Source organism: Klebsiella sp. CTHL.F3a, assembly GCF_019890895.1.
Lineage (GTDB): Bacteria > Pseudomonadota > Gammaproteobacteria > Enterobacterales > Enterobacteriaceae > Klebsiella > Klebsiella grimontii.
In genome coordinates this window covers 5,845,598-5,861,046 of sequence record NZ_CP082360.1, presented here as the reverse complement: position 1 = coordinate 5,861,046, position 15,449 = coordinate 5,845,598, and the positions used below count along the sequence as shown (strand labels likewise).

At 58.5% G+C, this 15,449-nt stretch carries 14 protein-coding genes; 4 read left to right on the top strand and 10 right to left on the bottom strand.

The genetic code is table 11. The features are described 5' to 3' along the window. Positions 1-71: 71 nt before the first annotated feature. The 7 genes from K7H21_RS27420 to rhaB all read right to left on the bottom strand — a co-directional run bounded on the left by K7H21_RS27420 (position 72) and on the right by rhaB (position 8,446). On the bottom strand, positions 72-1,076 hold the full coding sequence (locus tag K7H21_RS27420; RefSeq protein ID WP_004127192.1) for an ABC transporter permease: 1,005 nt from the start codon (positions 1,074-1,076) through the stop codon (positions 72-74). Beyond that, positions 1,073-2,077: an ABC transporter permease gene (locus tag K7H21_RS27415; protein ID WP_004127193.1), complete on the bottom strand. Its 1,005-nt coding sequence runs from the start codon at positions 2,075-2,077 to the stop codon at positions 1,073-1,075. The genes K7H21_RS27420 and K7H21_RS27415 overlap by 4 nt, the downstream gene beginning before the upstream one ends. Beyond that, positions 2,077-3,588, bottom strand: coding sequence for a sugar ABC transporter ATP-binding protein (locus K7H21_RS27410; protein ID WP_004127195.1), 1,512 nt, complete (start codon positions 3,586-3,588; stop codon positions 2,077-2,079). The genes K7H21_RS27415 and K7H21_RS27410 overlap by 1 nt, the downstream gene beginning before the upstream one ends. A 96-nt stretch (positions 3,589-3,684) precedes the next feature. After that, the gene (gene rhaS / locus K7H21_RS27405) at positions 3,685-4,671 is read right to left on the bottom strand and encodes a rhamnose ABC transporter substrate-binding protein (protein WP_142468861.1); all 987 of its coding nucleotides are present in this window, start codon (positions 4,669-4,671) and stop codon (positions 3,685-3,687) included. Positions 4,672-4,759: 88 nt separating this feature from the next. Beyond that, positions 4,760-5,587: a rhamnulose-1-phosphate aldolase gene (rhaD, locus tag K7H21_RS27400; RefSeq protein WP_087828800.1), complete on the bottom strand. Its 828-nt coding sequence runs from the start codon at positions 5,585-5,587 to the stop codon at positions 4,760-4,762. A 136-nt stretch (positions 5,588-5,723) separates the two neighbouring features. After that, positions 5,724-6,983: an L-rhamnose isomerase gene (rhaA, locus tag K7H21_RS27395; protein ID WP_087828801.1), complete on the bottom strand. Its 1,260-nt coding sequence runs from the start codon at positions 6,981-6,983 to the stop codon at positions 5,724-5,726. Continuing rightward, positions 6,980-8,446, bottom strand: coding sequence for a rhamnulokinase (rhaB, locus tag K7H21_RS27390; protein ID WP_223035484.1), 1,467 nt, complete (start codon positions 8,444-8,446; stop codon positions 6,980-6,982). The genes rhaA and rhaB overlap by 4 nt, the downstream gene beginning before the upstream one ends. Before the next feature lie 311 nt (positions 8,447-8,757). On the opposite strand from rhaB, the gene rhaS (K7H21_RS27385) reads away from it, so the two are divergent. Together rhaS (K7H21_RS27385) and rhaR are read left to right on the top strand one after the other, a co-directional pair. After that, a complete protein-coding gene (gene rhaS / locus K7H21_RS27385) occupies positions 8,758-9,594 on the top strand; it encodes an HTH-type transcriptional activator RhaS (protein WP_004127210.1) in 837 nt (278 codons plus the stop codon). A 74-nt stretch (positions 9,595-9,668) separates the two neighbouring features. Beyond that, positions 9,669-10,517, top strand: coding sequence for an HTH-type transcriptional activator RhaR (gene rhaR / locus K7H21_RS27380; protein WP_004127212.1), 849 nt, complete (start codon positions 9,669-9,671; stop codon positions 10,515-10,517). A gap of 5 nt (positions 10,518-10,522) precedes the next feature. Here the strand turns inward: rhaR and rhaT are convergent, their stop codons facing one another. After that, positions 10,523-11,557: an L-rhamnose/proton symporter RhaT gene (gene rhaT, locus K7H21_RS27375; protein ID WP_004127216.1), complete on the bottom strand. Its 1,035-nt coding sequence runs from the start codon at positions 11,555-11,557 to the stop codon at positions 10,523-10,525. A gap of 291 nt (positions 11,558-11,848) precedes the next feature. Here rhaT and sodA point away from each other — a divergent pair, with 291 nt between their 5' ends. Together sodA and yiiM are read left to right on the top strand one after the other, a co-directional pair. After that, a complete protein-coding gene (gene sodA, locus K7H21_RS27370) occupies positions 11,849-12,469 on the top strand; it encodes a superoxide dismutase [Mn] (RefSeq protein ID WP_004127220.1) in 621 nt (206 codons plus the stop codon). A gap of 71 nt (positions 12,470-12,540) precedes the next feature. After that, a complete protein-coding gene (yiiM, locus tag K7H21_RS27365; protein ID WP_223035916.1) occupies positions 12,541-13,215 on the top strand; it encodes a 6-hydroxyaminopurine reductase in 675 nt (224 codons plus the stop codon). 92 nt (positions 13,216-13,307) lie between these two features. On the opposite strand, the gene cpxA is transcribed toward yiiM, so the two are convergent. After that, positions 13,308-14,681 carry an envelope stress sensor histidine kinase CpxA gene (gene cpxA, locus K7H21_RS27360; protein ID WP_004107505.1) on the bottom strand — a complete coding sequence of 458 codons (1,374 nt, stop codon included), beginning with the start codon at positions 14,679-14,681 and terminating at the stop codon, positions 13,308-13,310. Beyond that, positions 14,678-15,376, bottom strand: a complete 699-nt coding sequence (gene cpxR / locus K7H21_RS27355; RefSeq protein ID WP_004127228.1) for an envelope stress response regulator transcription factor CpxR — start codon at positions 15,374-15,376, stop codon at positions 14,678-14,680. Before cpxR ends, cpxA begins: the two co-directional genes overlap by 4 nt. Positions 15,377-15,449: the final 73 nt, after the last annotated feature.

The window sequence follows — 15,449 nt, the reverse complement described above, 5'->3', positions numbered from 1 at the left end:
ACCCGCCCCCGGGTCGCGGCTGGCGCCTTACCCGGGCTACACGTACCGGTCAGATCAGGGTGAAGGGGAAATTAAATTCGTCTTCGCTGCATCATCCGCCGGGTAATAATCGGCAGCGAGATCACCACGATCAGCATCGCGCCGATAATGATCGACATCACGATCCCCGGCACGTTGAGCAGGCTCAGGCCAAACGTCACCAGCCCCATCAGGAAAGCGGCGATAATCACCCCCACCATGCTGCCGGAGCCGCCGAGAATATTGATGCCTCCGAGCACCGCCATCGTGACGACCGCCAGCTCCCAGCCCATCGCCAGCGTCGGGCGGGTGCTGCCGAGCCTCGAGGTCAGCAGGACCGCCGCCAGCCCGGCCATCAGCCCGACCAGCGCGAACAGCACCAGATTGTGACGCTTGACGTTGATGCCAGAGAACCAGGCCCCGGTTGGGTTATTGCCGATGGCGTAGGTCCGGCGGCCAAAGTTGGTTTTATGCAGCAGGAAGGTAAAGGCGGCGGCGAGGAGGATAAACAGCGCGAACTCAAAAGAGAGCGCCCCCCACACGTAGCCCTGGCCGAACCAGGCGAAGCTCTCCGGGTAGTGATTGAGCGCCTTGTCGCCGAGCAGAATGTAGGTTATCCCGCGATACAGGCTCATGGTACCGATGGTGATGACGATCGACGATAGGTTAAAGCGCGTCACCAGGATACCGTTGAACAGGCCGCACAGCAGCCCCACGCCCAGCCCGACGGCCACCAGCAGCGGCGTATCCATACCCGCCGCCGCGCAGAAGCCCATCGCCGTTGAGCTCAGCGCCATCGTCGACGCCACCGAAAGGTCGATCTCTCTGGCGATAATTAGCATCGCCATCGGCAACACGATGATCGCTTTTTCGGTGAAGTTAAACGTGGCGTCCGACAGGTTCCAGATATTAAGGAAGTAGGGCGACGCCAGGGCGTTAACCACGAATACCGCCAGGGTTACCGCCAGCAGAAACCCTTCCCAGCACAGCAGACGGCGCAGCGGCGACGGCGCGGCCGGGGCGCTTTTCATCTCTTCAGACATCATTATTTTGCTCATGATTTCACCGCCTGTTTCTGCCGCGCCAGCGCCGCGTTGCGCAGGATTAATCGCCCGCTACCTTTATTACCGCGTTCGTTAAGCAGCACCGCAATGACGATCACCGCGCCGGAAATGGCCATTTGCCAGAACGGCGAAATGCCAATCACCGGCAGCGCGTTATTAATCACCCCAAGGAACAGCGCGCCGCACAGACAGCCGAGCACGCGACCGGTTCCGCCCATGGTGCTGATGCCGCCGATGACGCAGGCGGCGACTACCTGCAGTTCAAAACCGTTGGCGACATCGACATAGGCGACGGCGAAGCGCGAGATCCACAGATAGCCGCAGAACCCGGCCAGCGCGCCGGAGAGGCAGAAGCTGACAAACTGCATTTTCCCGGCGTTAATCCCGGTGTAGTACGCCGCCGTCGCGTTGCCGCCCGCGGTGTACAAAGCCCGACCGGTGCGGCTGTAGCGCAGGAAATAGCCCACCAGCAGCAGTGCGGCGATGGCGCACCAGCTCAGCAGCGGCAGCCCCAGCAGCGAGGCGCGCGGCAGGCCGAGAAAATCGGCGCTCATCTGGTGCGAGTTCACCCATCCGCCGTCGGAGAGCAGGAAGATAATCCCGCGATAAATACTCATGGTGCCCAGCGTGACCACGATGGCCGGGATGCCGAGCCGCCAGACCAGCAGGCCGTTAATTATCCCCATCAGCAGGCCCAGCAGGGTCGCCAGCGCCAGCAGCGCCGCCACCGGAATACCCGGATAGTGGGCGTTGAGCAGGGCGACGATCATCCCGGTCAGCGCCAGGTTGGCGGCCATCGACAGATCGATGCCTTTGGTGAGCAGTACCATCATCTGGCCGAGGGCGAGGATGATGAGGATGGCGGTGTCGTTAAACATCTCCACCAGATTGCCCGGCGAGACGAACGACGGCGCCCGGCTGCCGATCGCGCCGATCATCAAAATGACGACCGCCGCCAGCAGCGCTTCACGGTGTTTAAGCAGTTGTCGGCCCATTACGCTGCCTCCTGACCAATGCCGCTGGCGGCGCTAACGATGGTTTCCGCCGTCGCTTCACCGGCGCGGTACTCGGCGACCATCAGCCCTTCATGCATCACGATAATCCGGTCGGCCATACCCATCACTTCCGGCAGCTCCGAAGAGACCATAATCACCGCCAGCCCCTGGCTGACCAGCTCGGACATAAACTGGTGCACCGCCGCTTTGGAGCCGATATCGATGCCTTTGGTCGGTTCGTCGAGGATAATCACCTCGGGATGGGTCGCCAGCCATTTGCCGATCACCACTTTTTGCTGATTGCCGCCGGAAAGGGTTTCCACCGCCTGCCGCCAGCTAAAGGCCTTAACCTGCAGGCGCGAAGCGTACTCGTCCGCCAGCCGCCATTCGCGGGCGTCGTTAAGCACGCCGCCGGGGTTCAGTTTGCTGAGCTGCGGCAGGCTGATGTTCTGGGCGATCGGCAGGGCGATAATCGCTCCCTGCTTCTGCCGCTCTTCCGGCACGCAGACGATACCGGCGCCGATCGCGTCGGCCGGCTGGCGAAAGCGCATCGGTTTCCCCTTCAGCACAATATCGCCGGAAGAGGGATGTGAGACTCCGGAGAGCGCCTGCATCAGCTCGGTGCGCCCGGCGCCCACCAGGCCGTAAAAGCCAAGAATCTCCCCTTTGCGCAGGCTGAAGCTGATATGGGCGAACTCGGTGGGGTGGCAAAGGTCTTTCACCTCCAGCACCGTTTCTCCCGGAATACAGTCGACTTTCGGGTAGGTTTGGGTAATCGCGCGGCCCACCATCATCGCCACCATCCGCTCTTCGGTGATGTCGTTAATCGCGCCGGAGCTGACGTACACGCCGTCGCGCAGAATGGTGTAGTAGTCCGCCAGCTCGAAAATCTCATCGAACTTATGCGAGATAAACAGAATCGCTTTACCGTCCTGCTTCAGGCGCTCAACGATTTGATAAAACTCCAGAATTTCATGCTGCGAGAGCGCCGCCGTCGGCTCATCGAGGATCACCACCTGGGCTTCAAAGGAGAGCGCCCGGGCGATGGCTACCATATGGCGTTGGGCGATGCTGAGGGTTTTCAGCGTCGCGCGCGGGTCAATCTGTACCTCGAGGCGGGTGAGAATTTCGCTGGCTTTGCGGTGCATGGCGGGCCAGTCGAGCTTCTTCAGCAGGCCGCGATGCAGATACTGGCCGACGAAGATATTTTCGGTCACCGAGAGTTCGTCGAACAACACGGTTTCCTGATGAATCGCGGTGATCCCGACCTTGTGCGCCGACTCCGGGTTCGGCAGTTGGATAGGGATCGCTTTATAGAGAATCTCGCCCTCTTCGGGCTGATAAATGCCGGTCATCACTTTGACCAGCGTAGATTTCCCCGCGCCGTTTTCGCCGATTAAAGCGGTCACTTTACCGGGCCAGAGATCGAGCTGCACGTTTTCAAGGGCGCGGACACCGGGAAAAACCTTGGTGATGCCCTTCAGCGACAGCAGTGGGGTGGATGCTGACATGATAGTTCTCCGTCAAATTACCCTTTACCCTCCCCCAAAGAGCGAGAGAGTGGTTTGTTCCCTCTCCCTTGAGGAGAGAGGGTCGGGTAAGGGGGATTAGAAGATTTTTGAGAACTTATCGATGTTGCTCGCATCGTAGACGAACGGTTCGGCCATCGCGCCGCTACCGTCGGCGTCCAGCTTCACTTTGCCCAGTTTGCCCATATTGGCTTCGGTTTTGGTCGCCGTGCCTTTGACTAAATCGTCGGCCAGATACGTGGCGGCGTAGCCGAGGTCAATCGGGTTCCAGATGGCGAAGCTTTTGCTGGCGCCGGATTTAATCGCCCCAGCCATTTCCGACGGTAGCCCCAGCCCGGTAACGTAGACCTTGCCGATTTTGCCCTGATCTTTTACCGCTTGCGCGGCGGCCACGATCCCCACCGACGAAGGCGAAACAATCACTTTCAGGTCAGGGTGTGACTTCAGTAGGCCCACCGCTTCGCGGTAGCTTTTATCCGACAGATCGTCCCCGTAGGCGACGGTCACCAGATTGACGGACGGGTACTGCGGCAGCACCTTTTTCATCTCCTCAATCCAGATGTTCTGGTTGGTGGAGGTTGGGGTGGCGCTTAAAATCGCCACATCGCCTTTTTCCACGTTCAGCGCCTTCAGCGCATCGGCGGCGAGCTTAACGTTGGTTTCGCCAATCAGCGCGTTATTGGACGGATTAAGATGGATCTGGCGGCCCGCCGGCGCGACGCCGGAGTCCCAGGAGACCACCTTAATACCGCGCTGCATCGCTTTTTTCAGCACCGGCACCACGGCGTCGGGATCGTTAGCGGAAATGGCGATCGCATCCACCCCCTGGGCGATCAAACCATTCAGCACTTCGATCTGCGCTTCGGCGGTGGTGGTGGTCGGGCCGGTATAGATCACTTTGACATCGCCTAACTCTTTGGCCGCTTCCTGCGCGCCGACGTTCGCTGCTTCGAAGAATCCATTTCCCAATGATTTCGCCACGAGGGCGATTTTGACTTCGGCTAAAGCGGAACCGGACAACGCCAGGATGGCAACGGTGAGGATCAAGCTTGTGTTTGTTTTCATTGCTTTTACTCCACATAATCGAGTTAGTTTGTAGGGTTTGCAGGTGTTTTTTTCGCCCCGTCTCGGTGAGCGGGGCGCGATGTTGTTATTAATAAAGGTCTAATGCGGACTGCAGGGGTTGAACGTTGAAGCGTTTGCCAAGGGCTATCAGCTCTTCGCGGGTGATAGTTTGTTTCATCCCGCCCATTGAATAGACTTTCACCAGCACCTCAGCGGATTTCTCGGCGGTATCGATCAGGCCGAAGGTTTCGTCCAGATTGGGGCCGCTGCCGAAAACGCCGTGGAACGGCCACAGCACCAGCGAATGTTTCTGCATCGCCTCGGCGGTGGCCTGGCCGATTTCGTCGGTACCCGGCACCATCCACGGCAGGATGCCGACGCCGTCCGGGAAGACCACCAGACATTCGGTACTTCCTTCCCACAGCTTGCGGGTGAACAGATCGCTGCTGTTCTCCAGCACGTAGGTCAGGGCGATCAGGTTGGTGGCGTGACAGTGCATGATCACCCGGTCTTTGCCGTTGGTCAGCCGGATGCGCTCGCTGTGCGACAGGAAGTGCGCCGGCAGCTCGGAAGTGGGCACCGCGTCGTTGGTCAGGCCCCAAAGAATATGGTATCCCGCGCCGTCGCTGTCGACTTTCACCACCCCGAGGTTAGCCGCCGGGTCGAGCTGGACGTTTCGGAAGAATTTACCGGAACCGGTAACGATAAACGGCTGGTTGGCCAGCGTCGGCATCGGCTGGCTCAGGGCGATATAGCGCGGTTTGGCGTGAAAATCCGCGGCGTAGGGTTCAATATCCGCTTCGTCCAGGCGCAGCGTCAGGTTACCGCCGTTGCGTTCGTCCCAGCCTTTCAGCCAGGCGTCGGAAGTGGCTTTAATCATGCCCTGGACGAACCAGGCGTCGATAATGGTCTGCATAGTCTTGTCTTTCCTGTTGATTCGGCGCGGGGTTGGCCCCTCGCCCTGAATATGTGCGAGCCCCGGATTGCGCCGTAAACGGCTTCTCCGGGCTACCGGTTCGTAGCCCGGCCGCGACCCGGGGAACGTCCAGGCATTACCCGCGCTGGCTCAGAACCGCATTTTCATAAGCGCGTACGTTATCCAGCCACTGGCTGCCCGCCGGCGTATCGTGACGCTGACAGTACATCTCCCAGATGGCCTGCCACGGCAGGCACTTCTGCTCTTCCAGCAGCGCCAGACGGGCGGTGTAGTCGCCGTCGACTTCCAGCTGACGCAGCTGGGCGGTCGGTTCCAGCAGGGCGCGCAGCAGCGCTTTTTTCATATTGCGCGTGCCAATCACCCACGCCGCGATGCGGTTAATCGAAGCGTCGAAGAAATCGAGGCCGATATGCACGCGGTCGAACAGATCGTGACGGATGATTTCGCTGGCGATGGCCTGGGTTTCGTCATCCAGCAGTACCACGTGGTCGCTGTCCCAGCGTACCGGGCGGCTAACGTGCAGCAGCAGGCGCGGGATATAGAGCATCGCGGCGGAGATCTTGTCGGAGATGACCTCCGTCGGATGGAAGTGGCCTGCATCCAGGCACAGGGCGGTCTGGCGGCTGGTGGCGTAACCCATGTAGAACTCGTTGGAGCCGACGGTGTAGCTTTCCGCGCCGATACCGAACAGCTTGCTCTCCACGGCGTCAATGTGGTGCGCCGGGTCGAGCTTTTCGCTAATCACTTCATCGAGCGCGTTCAGCAGACGCTGGCGCGGCGCGAAGCGGTCGACGGTAATATCCTTCATGCCGTCCGGGATCCAAATATTCATCACTGACGGCGTGCCCAGCTGCTCGCCGAAGTAAGCGGAAATACGGCGGCTGGCCTTGCAGTGATCGATCCAGAACTGACGGATTTCATCGTTGGCGTGCGACAGCGTAAAGCCGTCGGCGCTCAGCGGATGCGAGAAGCAGGAGGGGTTAAAATCCAGCCCCAGCTTGTTGGCTTTCGCCCACTTCACCCAGTTTTTAAAGTGCTCCGGCTTAATTTCATTGCGCGATACCGGCGTATCGGATTCCAGATAGAGCGCGTGCAGGTTCAGGCGTTTTGGCCCAGGGATCAGGCTCATCGCCTGCTCAAGGTCGGCGCGCAGCTCGCTGGCGTTACGCGCTTTACCCGGGTAGTTGCCGGTGGCCTGAATACCGCCGGTCAGGCTTCCTTCCGGGTTTTCGAAACCGACGACGTCATCGCCCTGCCAGCAGTGCATGGACACGGGCAGGCGATCCAGCTGGCGCAAGGCCTCCTCGACGTCCACGCCGACGCTGGCGTAGCGCTGTTTGGCAATTTCCCAGGCTTGTTCAAGTTGAGTGGTCATGCGCAAAGCTCCTTGTTCTGTTGTGGCTGAAACTGCGCGACGAAGCGGGCAATTTCATTTTCAGGATTAGGGGTAAAGGTAGTGAGGGCGTAGTTTTTTCGTACCACCTGACGGAATTCATCGACGTTGTTCAACTCATCCAGGGTCATCAGCTGGATACCGATATTGCCAAGCGTGGAGGCCTCAACCGGGCCGGCAACCACGGTGATGCCGCAGGCGTCGGCGCACAGCTGGTTAAGCAGTTCGTTCTGGCAGCCGCCGCCGACGATATGCAGCTGGCTGAACGGCTGACCGCGCAGCGCCGCCAGCTCGTTGAGCACCCGGGCGTAGAGCAGCGCCAGGCTGTCGAAAATGCAGCGCGCCAGTTCGGCGTCGGTATCAGGAACCGGCTGCCCGGATTCGCGGCAGGCGGCCTGGATTTCCGCGCTCATGTGGTCCGGGTTGATAAAGCGGTCATCGTTGCAGTCGATGACGAAGCGGCAGGCCGGAAGCGCAGCGGTACGCGCGATCAGCGCTGGCAGGTCGCCGACGTTTTGCTCCTTGAGCACCCGCTGCAGCAGCCACAGGCCCATAATATTTTTCAGCACCCGATAGCGGCCTTCGGCGCCGCCTTCGTTGGTGATATTGGCTCTTAGCGCCGCATCGCTGGTGCAGGGGGTTTTGCTTTCAAAGCCCATCAGCGACCAGGTGCCGGAAGAGAGGTAGGCGGCGTTTTTGCTGGCCAGCGGCGAGGCGATAACCGCGCTGGCGGTATCGTGGCTGGCGACGGCGACCACCGGGATGTGATTGCCCTGCGGGCAAATCCAGTGGCCGATGACGTTGCCGGGATGGGTCGGCGTACCGAACCATTCGCGCGGCGCGCCGCTCCAGTTCAGCAGGTCTTCATCCCAGCTATCGCTGTTGATGTTGACCAACTGCGTGGTGGTGGCGTTGGTGTATTCCCAGTTCATGTTGCCGGTCAGGCGGAAGCTAAAGTAGTCCGGGATCAGCAGCGCGTGCGCGGCCTGGCTGACCAGTTCCGGCTGCTGTTCAACCAGCGCGCGCAGCTGATAAAGGGTGTTAAACGGCAGAAACTGAATGCCGCTGCGGCGGTAGATTTCCGCGCGGCCCAGTTGGGCTTCGGCGTGGCGCATCAGGCCCTGGGTGCGGGAGTCGCGATAGGAAACCGGCAGGCCGACACGCTGGCCCTGTTTATCCAGCAGGACATAATCCACGCCCCAGGTATCAATGCCGATGCTATCGATCAGGATGCCCTGTTCGCAGACCTTCTCCAGACCGCGGCGAATTTCCTCTTCCAGGCTATCGAGATCCCAGCAGTCGAAGCCATCGACCTTCTGCAGACTATTGGTAAAGCGGTGAATTTCGCGCAGGGCCAGGGTTTGCTGGCCGGGTTGATAGCTGGCTAGCATCACCCGCCCGCTGGAGGCGCCTAAATCAACGGCGACACAATGACGAAGACTCATGGGAAGATCCTTGTGAAAATCATTGCATGCAGTCTAAAAAAGTCGCGTCAGGCTCACCTTCTTGTTACTGACAGGGAAAATTGGCCGCTGGCAAGAAAGCAAAGGTGACCGTGAGAGAGGTCACAGTTTCGTTTTCTCCGCGGTGGCGTGCGGGATGTGATGTTGTCCGCAGTTCCCGATCTTTCCCGTCATTTCTTGAAAAAGCGGCAGGCTTTACGAATTTTACGGTCAAAAATTGAAGGCCGGATCGCCGCCCCTTAATTACTATTTGCTCCACTGATTGATAACATTTCTCATTTCGAGGAGCTGCTATGACCATGTTGCACAGTGTGGATTTCTTTAAGTCCGGCGTTTCAGCTGTCGCCATTGAGCCGCGGCTCCCACAATCCGCTTTTCCTGAACATCACCATGATTTTCATGAGATTGTTATTGTGGAACACGGTACGGGAATTCACGTTTTCAACGGCCAGCCCTACACCATCAGCGGCGGTTCGGTCTGCTTTATTCGCGATCACGACCGCCATCTCTACGAACATACCGATAATCTGTGCCTGACCAATGTGCTCTATCGCGCGCCGGACGCGTTTCGCTTTTTGTCCGGCCTGAACGCGCTGCTGCCGCAGGAGCAAGAGGGAAATTACCTTTCGCACTGGCGGGTTAATCAGAGCGCTTTGCAGCAGGTGCGCCAGATTGTGGATCAGATGGAGGAGGTCGGCGCGGATGCGGATATGCACGCTATCGCCAGCCGCGAGATTTTATTTATGCAACTGCTGGTGCACCTGCGTAAAAGCAGCCTGGCCGAAGGGGCGTCGGACAACGAGGCGCGGCTGAACCATTTAATGGCCTGGCTGGAAGACCATTTTGCCGAAGATATCTGCTGGGAAGAGGTCGCGGCGCGGTTTTCACTCTCCCTGCGAACCCTGCATCGCCAGTTAAAACAGCAAACCGGACTGACGCCGCAGCGCTATCTGAATCGGGTGCGGTTGATGAAGGCGCGCCATCTGCTGCGCCATAGCGATGATAGTGTGACCGATATCGCCTATCGCTGTGGATTCGGCGACAGTAACCACTTTTCGACGCTTTTTCGCCGGGAGTTTGCCTGGTCTCCGCGTGATATTCGCCAGGGACGCGACGCCATTCTTCAGTAACGCGAGAGCAGTCAACGTTTTAGCAGGCATAAACGCGAATAATGACTCGTTTTTTCGCGTCCGGAGTTGATGTCGTGGCAGGTCAGCTGATTCTTCGCAAAGATGAATTTTTCGCCTCCCCCGCTCAGGCGGTGGCGGTAGCGGATCGCTATCCGCAAAACGTCTTCGCCGAGCATACCCACGAGTTCTGCGAACTGGTGCTGGTGTGGCGGGGGAACGGCCTGCACGTCCTTAACGATCGCCCGTGGCGGATTACCCGCGGCGATCTGTTCTATATCCGCGCGGAAGACAAACACTCCTACGCCTCGGTGAACGATCTCGTCCTGCAAAACGTCATTTACTGCCCGGACCGGCTGCGGCTTAACTTTGACTGGGCGGCGCACATTCCCGGTCTGTTCGGCACTCCGTGGGTTCCGCACTGGCGGATTGGCAGCAGCGGCATGGCCCAGGTCAGGCAGGTGATTACCCAGCTGGAGCATGAAAGCAGCCGCAGCGATGCGCAGGCCAATAATATGGCCGAACTGCTGTTTGCGCAGCTGGCGCTTATTCTTCAGCGCTATCGCTACGCCACCGATAATCTGGCGGCAACCCAAAGCGAAGCGCTGCTCGATAAGCTGCTCACCGAGCTGGCGGGCAGCCTCAATCGTCCCTTCTTTCTTGACCGTTTTTGCGAGCGCGAAGGGTGCAGCGAACGTGCGCTGCGTCAGCAGTTTCGTCAGCAGACGGGGATGACCATCAACCACTACCTGCGCCAGCTGCGCATCTGTCACGCGCAGTATCTGCTGCAGCATACCGAACGGCTGATTGGCGAAGTGGCGATGCAGTGCGGGTTTGAAGACAGCAACTACTTTTCGGTGGTGTTTAACCGCGAGATAGGCATGACGCCAGGGCAGTGGCGGCAGCGCAGTCGCACCGCCGCCTGACGACGCTAGTTCGCCATTCCCAGACCAACGATATTGGCGGCGATAATAATCACCACGCAGCCGAGGCTGAGGACACCCACCGGACGACGACCGGCGTTGTTCCACTCTTTCAGTATCAGACCCACCAGGCCGCCGCACAGCACATAGAAGCTCATATGCAGCATCCAGCTCATGTAGTCGTACTGCGCCGGAATGCTGGCGTGGCCCCAGGCATAGAAGAAGAACTGGAGATACCACATCAGGCCGCCTAACGCCGAAAGCAGGATATTGCTGACGATGAGCGGTTTTGCCAGCGAGAAGTCGGCTTTTATCGACAGGTTTTTCACTTTTGCCAGACGAATAAAGCAGAAGCCGAGGTTAACCAGCGCGCCGCCGCCCATGATCACCACATAGCTTGGCAGCGCGGTATAGAGCGGGTCAACGCCGAGCGCGGCGGCCGCTTCATGCATCGGCTTGGCGGCGTTCATGGCGAACGACATACCGGCCGAGAAGATGCCGCACATCACCGCCAGGACCAGCCCCTTTTTCAGGTTGAAGTCTTCGGCTTTGATGCCCATTTTGCGCTCTTTCAACTGGCCGGCGCGGGTGACGATCCCCACGCCAATCACCGCGACCAGCACGCCGAGCAGCGTCATCTGGCCGCCTTTGGTGTTAATGAGAACAGCAAACTGACCGTTAAGAATCGGCGTCATTAAGGTGCCAACAATCAGCGTGATACCAATCGCGATGCCGATCCCCATCGACATGCCGAGGTAGCGCATCGTCAGGCCGTAGTTGATATTACCGATACCCCACATGGCGCCGAACAGGAAAACGGGCAGCAGCGTGGAGGCGTTAAAAGAGCCGTAATAGGCCCAGAAATCGGGCAGCAGCATGGCGCTGATGGCCCAGGGGAGGATCAGCCAGGAGACAATACCGCCGATAGACCACATGGTTTCCCAGGACCAATGTTTAACTTTCTTGAACGGGGCATAGAAACAGGCTGCACTGGCCGCACCTATCAAATGCCAAAAAATACCCATCGTAATCGCGTGATTCATTGATTTTATCCTCATCTATTTTTTATCGGATAAATCTTCTTCCGACCCGGTGAGTGTAAAAATCGGTCAGTTTTTCCGCCTTTAAGCTGTTGCCACCGGAAGCCTGAACCTGGCAACCAAAAACTTAATTAGTTGTTCTGTATCACAAAACGACATCAATTCCCCCCTGTTATAACCTTATTAAAAATACGGCATTGATAAGCGTTTTCAATATCATTTAATTAACTATAATGAACCAACTGCTTACGCGGCATTAACACTTTCCGCCGCTCGACAATAATGGAGATGATTATGAGTTACACACTGCCTGCCCTGCCGTACGCTTATGACGCCCTGGAACCGCATTTTGACAAGCAGACGATGGAAATCCATCACACTAAACACCACCAGACCTACGTGAACAACGCCAACGCGGCGCTGGAAAGCCTGCCTGAATTCGCGAGCCTGTCCGCAGAAGAGCTGATTACCAAACTGGATCAGCTGCCGGCAGACAAAAAAACCGTTCTGCGTAACAACGCCGGCGGCCACGCTAACCACAGCCTGTTCTGGAAAGGCCTGAAAACCGGTACCACCCTGCAGGGCGACCTGAAAGCGGCTATCGAGCGCGATTTCGGTTCCGTTGACAACTTCAAAGCGGAATTTGAAAAAGCGGCTGCGACCCGTTTCGGCTCCGGCTGGGCGTGGCTGGTGCTGAAAGGCGACAAGCTGGCGGTGGTTTCTACCGCTAACCAGGACTCCCCGCTGATGGGTGAAGCTATCTCCGGCGCTTCCGGCTTTCCGATTATCGGCCTGGACGTGTGGGAACACGCTTACTACCTGAAATTCCAGAACCGTCGCCCGGACTACATCAAAGCGTTCTGGGACGTCGTGAACTGGGACGAAGCCGCAGCGCGTTTTGCCGCCAAAAAATAAGGTTGCATTGTGCTGAGCGAGAAGCGAGTCTGATGACTCGCTTTTTTTATATCCGCAGCAAAGGAGCAGCGATGCACTATCCGGTGAATGTCTTTGTGGGCAAGGTAAGGGATTACGACGGCAGCCGTCCAAGCGCCATCGGGAAAGTCCAGGTCGATGGTGAACTGATCCTCGGCGATTTGGGGCTGGAGGGCGATGAGCAGGCCGAGAAGAAAATTCACGGCGGACCGGACCGCGCGCTGTGCAACTATCCCCGAGAACACTACGCCCATTGGGCGTTTGAACTTCCGCAGCAGGCGGATCTTTTCTGCGCCCCGGCGTTTGGCGAGAATCTCTCGACCGAAGGGCTGACGGAAAAAAATGTCTACATCGGCGATATCTTCCGCTGGGGAGAGGCGCTGATCCAGGTGACGCAGCCGCGCTCTCCCTGCTTCAAGCTCAACTATCATTTTGCCGTCAGCGATATGGCCCAGCTTATGCAGAACAGCGGTAAAACCGGCTGGTTGTATCGGGTGGTGGCGGGTGGGCAAGTCTCCAGCGATGCGCCGCTGGCGCTGGTATCCCGGCTCAGCGACGTCAGCGTTCACGAAGCGGGCGCCATCGCCTGGCAGATGCCGTTCGATGATGACCAGTACCGACGTTTACTTTCCGCGGCGGGGCTGTCGGTAAGCTGGAGCAGAACGATGCAGAAGCGGCGTTTAAGCGGGCAGATCGAGAATAATTCGCGGAGATTGTGGGGAAAATAGCGCTTCCGTGCGCGTTCCCGGATGGCGGCGCTTTGCGCTTTATCCGGGCTCCCCGTTTCGAACCCGGCCTGGCGAAGCGCAGGCCGGGGGCATCAGGTGCGCTTATACAGCGGCAGCCAGAGGGTTAAACGCAGACCGCCCAGCGGGCTGTCGTCGGCTTTTACCCAACCGCGGTGCTGTTGAATCGCCGCTTCGACAATCGCCAGACCCAGGCCGGTACCGCCAGACTCGCGGTCGCGCGCCTCATCGGTACGGTAGAACGGACGGAAAATCTGCTCGCGATCCTCCGGACTCACGCCCGGCCCGTCATCATCGACGTTAACCGTAATTCCGTCTTTATCCACCGAGAAGCTCACTGAAATTTTGGTATGCGAATAGCGCAGCGCGTTACGTACGATATTTTCCAGCGCGCTCTCCAGCGCATTGGGGTTACCGTACAGCGGCCAGGGCCCCGGCGGATACTCGACGGTGAACGATTTCCCCATCTGTTCGGCTTCAAAGGCGGCGTTATCCAGCACCTCGCCCCACAGCTGGTTGGCTTTCACCGTTTCGCTGACCAGCGCGGTTTTCGCCTGATTGCGCGACATCACCAGCAGGTCGTTGATCATGCTATCCAGCCGGTGCGCTTCCATCTCAATGCGCTCCAGCTCTTTGCTTTCCCCGCTGCGGCGGCGCAGCAATGCGGTGCCTAACTGCAGGCGGGTCAGCGGCGTGCGCAGTTCGTGCGAGATATCGGACAGCAGACGATGCTGGCTGGACATCATGCGCTCCAGCGCGGTCACCATCTGGTTAAAACTGGTCCCGGCGGCTAAAAACTCCTGCGGACCGGCTTCCAGCTCCGGATGCTGACGCAGGTTGCCCTGGGCGACTTCATCGGCGGCATTTTTCAGCTTACGTGCGGGTTTCGCCAGGCTCCACGCCAGCCACAGCAGCAGCGGGGCGCTGACTAACATGGTGACGATCAGCAGCAGTAACGGCCGATCGAACAGCAGATTGATGAAGTCTGATTGTGATGTATTGGCAGGGCGAATCAGATAGAGCTGGTAGTTATCTTCTCCATCCCTGACGGAAAAAGGCCCGACCATTTCCAGACGACCATAGCGCTTTTTCTGCGGATGGTCGGCGTTATCCGCCTGGCCGATAAAGTTGCGGATAATCTGCATTTCGTTGCGCTCGGCGCCGATAACGCGACCTTCGCTGGTAACCAGCAGCAAACGCTGGCCCGGCGGAGCCCACTTATCGATGGCGCGAAACAGACGACGCCACCACATCAGGTCGTTTGGCGGATCGTTCGCCAGTTCGGCCTCGACGTGCTGTTCAATCATGATGCCCTGACGTTGCTCGCTCTCCAGCAGCTCGGTCATCTGGCGCGAGTCCAGCTTGGGCAGCATCAGAACCAGCATCAACACCAGCGCCAGCGTGAGCCAGAAAATAGCGAAGATGCGTGCGGTTAAACTTCCAATCATGAAGCCGATACCATCAGATAGCCGCGTCCGCGCAGGGTTTTAAACCACGGATGGCCGTCTTTGCGCTCCGGCAGCTTGCGCCGCAGGTTGGAGATGTGCATGTCGATCGCGCGATCGAATGGCGTCAGGCGTTTACCCAGCACTTCCTGGCTAAGATGCTCACGCGATACCACCTGGCCAAGATGCTGCGCCAGAAGATAGAGCAGGGTGAACTCGGTGCCGGTCAGTTCCAGGGTCAGACCATCGAAGCTGGCTTCCTGGCGACCGGGGTTAAGGCTTAGCGCATCCACTTCCAGCGTCGGTGAACCGGCTTCGGTTGTCTGCTGCTGCTCGCTCCAGTGCGACCGGCGCAGAATCGCGCGTATACGCGCCACCAGCTCACGATCGTTGAACGGCTTAGGCAAATAATCGTCCGCGCCCAGCTCGAGGCCGAGAACGCGATCCAGCTCGCTCCCGCGGGCCGTTAGCATGATAACCGGGGTCTGGTGTGTCTGACGCAACTCTTTGAGCGTGTCGATACCGTTTTTCTTCGGCATCATCACATCAAGCAAAAGTAAATCGATGCTGTCGTCCAGAAGGGCCAGCGCCTGTTCCCCATCATGGGCGACGAGCACATTAAAACCTTCCATATCGAGCAGCTCTTTTAACAGGGAGGTGAGCTCCCGGTCATCATCTACTAACAGGATTTTATTCATTGTTTAAATACCTCCGAGGCAGAAATTACGTCATCAAGGCTCGCTAATCCATGACTTTACGTTGTTTTACACC

Coding starts and splice junctions, on each gene's coding strand:
- K7H21_RS27420 (WP_004127192.1), bottom strand. CDS start 1,076: ATGAGCAAAATAATGATGTCTGAAGAGATGAAAAGCGCCCCGGCCGCG.
- K7H21_RS27415 (WP_004127193.1), bottom strand. CDS start 2,077: ATGGGCCGACAACTGCTTAAACACCGTGAAGCGCTGCTGGCGGCGGTC.
- K7H21_RS27410 (WP_004127195.1), bottom strand. CDS start 3,588: ATGTCAGCATCCACCCCACTGCTGTCGCTGAAGGGCATCACCAAGGTT.
- rhaS (WP_142468861.1), bottom strand. CDS start 4,671: ATGAAAACAAACACAAGCTTGATCCTCACCGTTGCCATCCTGGCGTTG.
- rhaD (WP_087828800.1), bottom strand. CDS start 5,587: ATGCAGACCATTATCGACGCCTGGTTCGTCCAGGGCATGATTAAAGCC.
- rhaA (WP_087828801.1), bottom strand. CDS start 6,983: ATGACCACTCAACTTGAACAAGCCTGGGAAATTGCCAAACAGCGCTAC.
- rhaB (WP_223035484.1), bottom strand. CDS start 8,446: ATGAGTCTTCGTCATTGTGTCGCCGTTGATTTAGGCGCCTCCAGCGGG.
- rhaS (WP_004127210.1), top strand. CDS start 8,758: ATGACCATGTTGCACAGTGTGGATTTCTTTAAGTCCGGCGTTTCAGCT.
- rhaT (WP_004127216.1), bottom strand. CDS start 11,557: ATGAATCACGCGATTACGATGGGTATTTTTTGGCATTTGATAGGTGCG.
- sodA (WP_004127220.1), top strand. CDS start 11,849: ATGAGTTACACACTGCCTGCCCTGCCGTACGCTTATGACGCCCTGGAA.
- yiiM (WP_223035916.1), top strand. CDS start 12,541: ATGCACTATCCGGTGAATGTCTTTGTGGGCAAGGTAAGGGATTACGAC.
- cpxA (WP_004107505.1), bottom strand. CDS start 14,681: ATGATTGGAAGTTTAACCGCACGCATCTTCGCTATTTTCTGGCTCACG.
- cpxR (WP_004127228.1), bottom strand. CDS start 15,376: ATGAATAAAATCCTGTTAGTAGATGATGACCGGGAGCTCACCTCCCTG.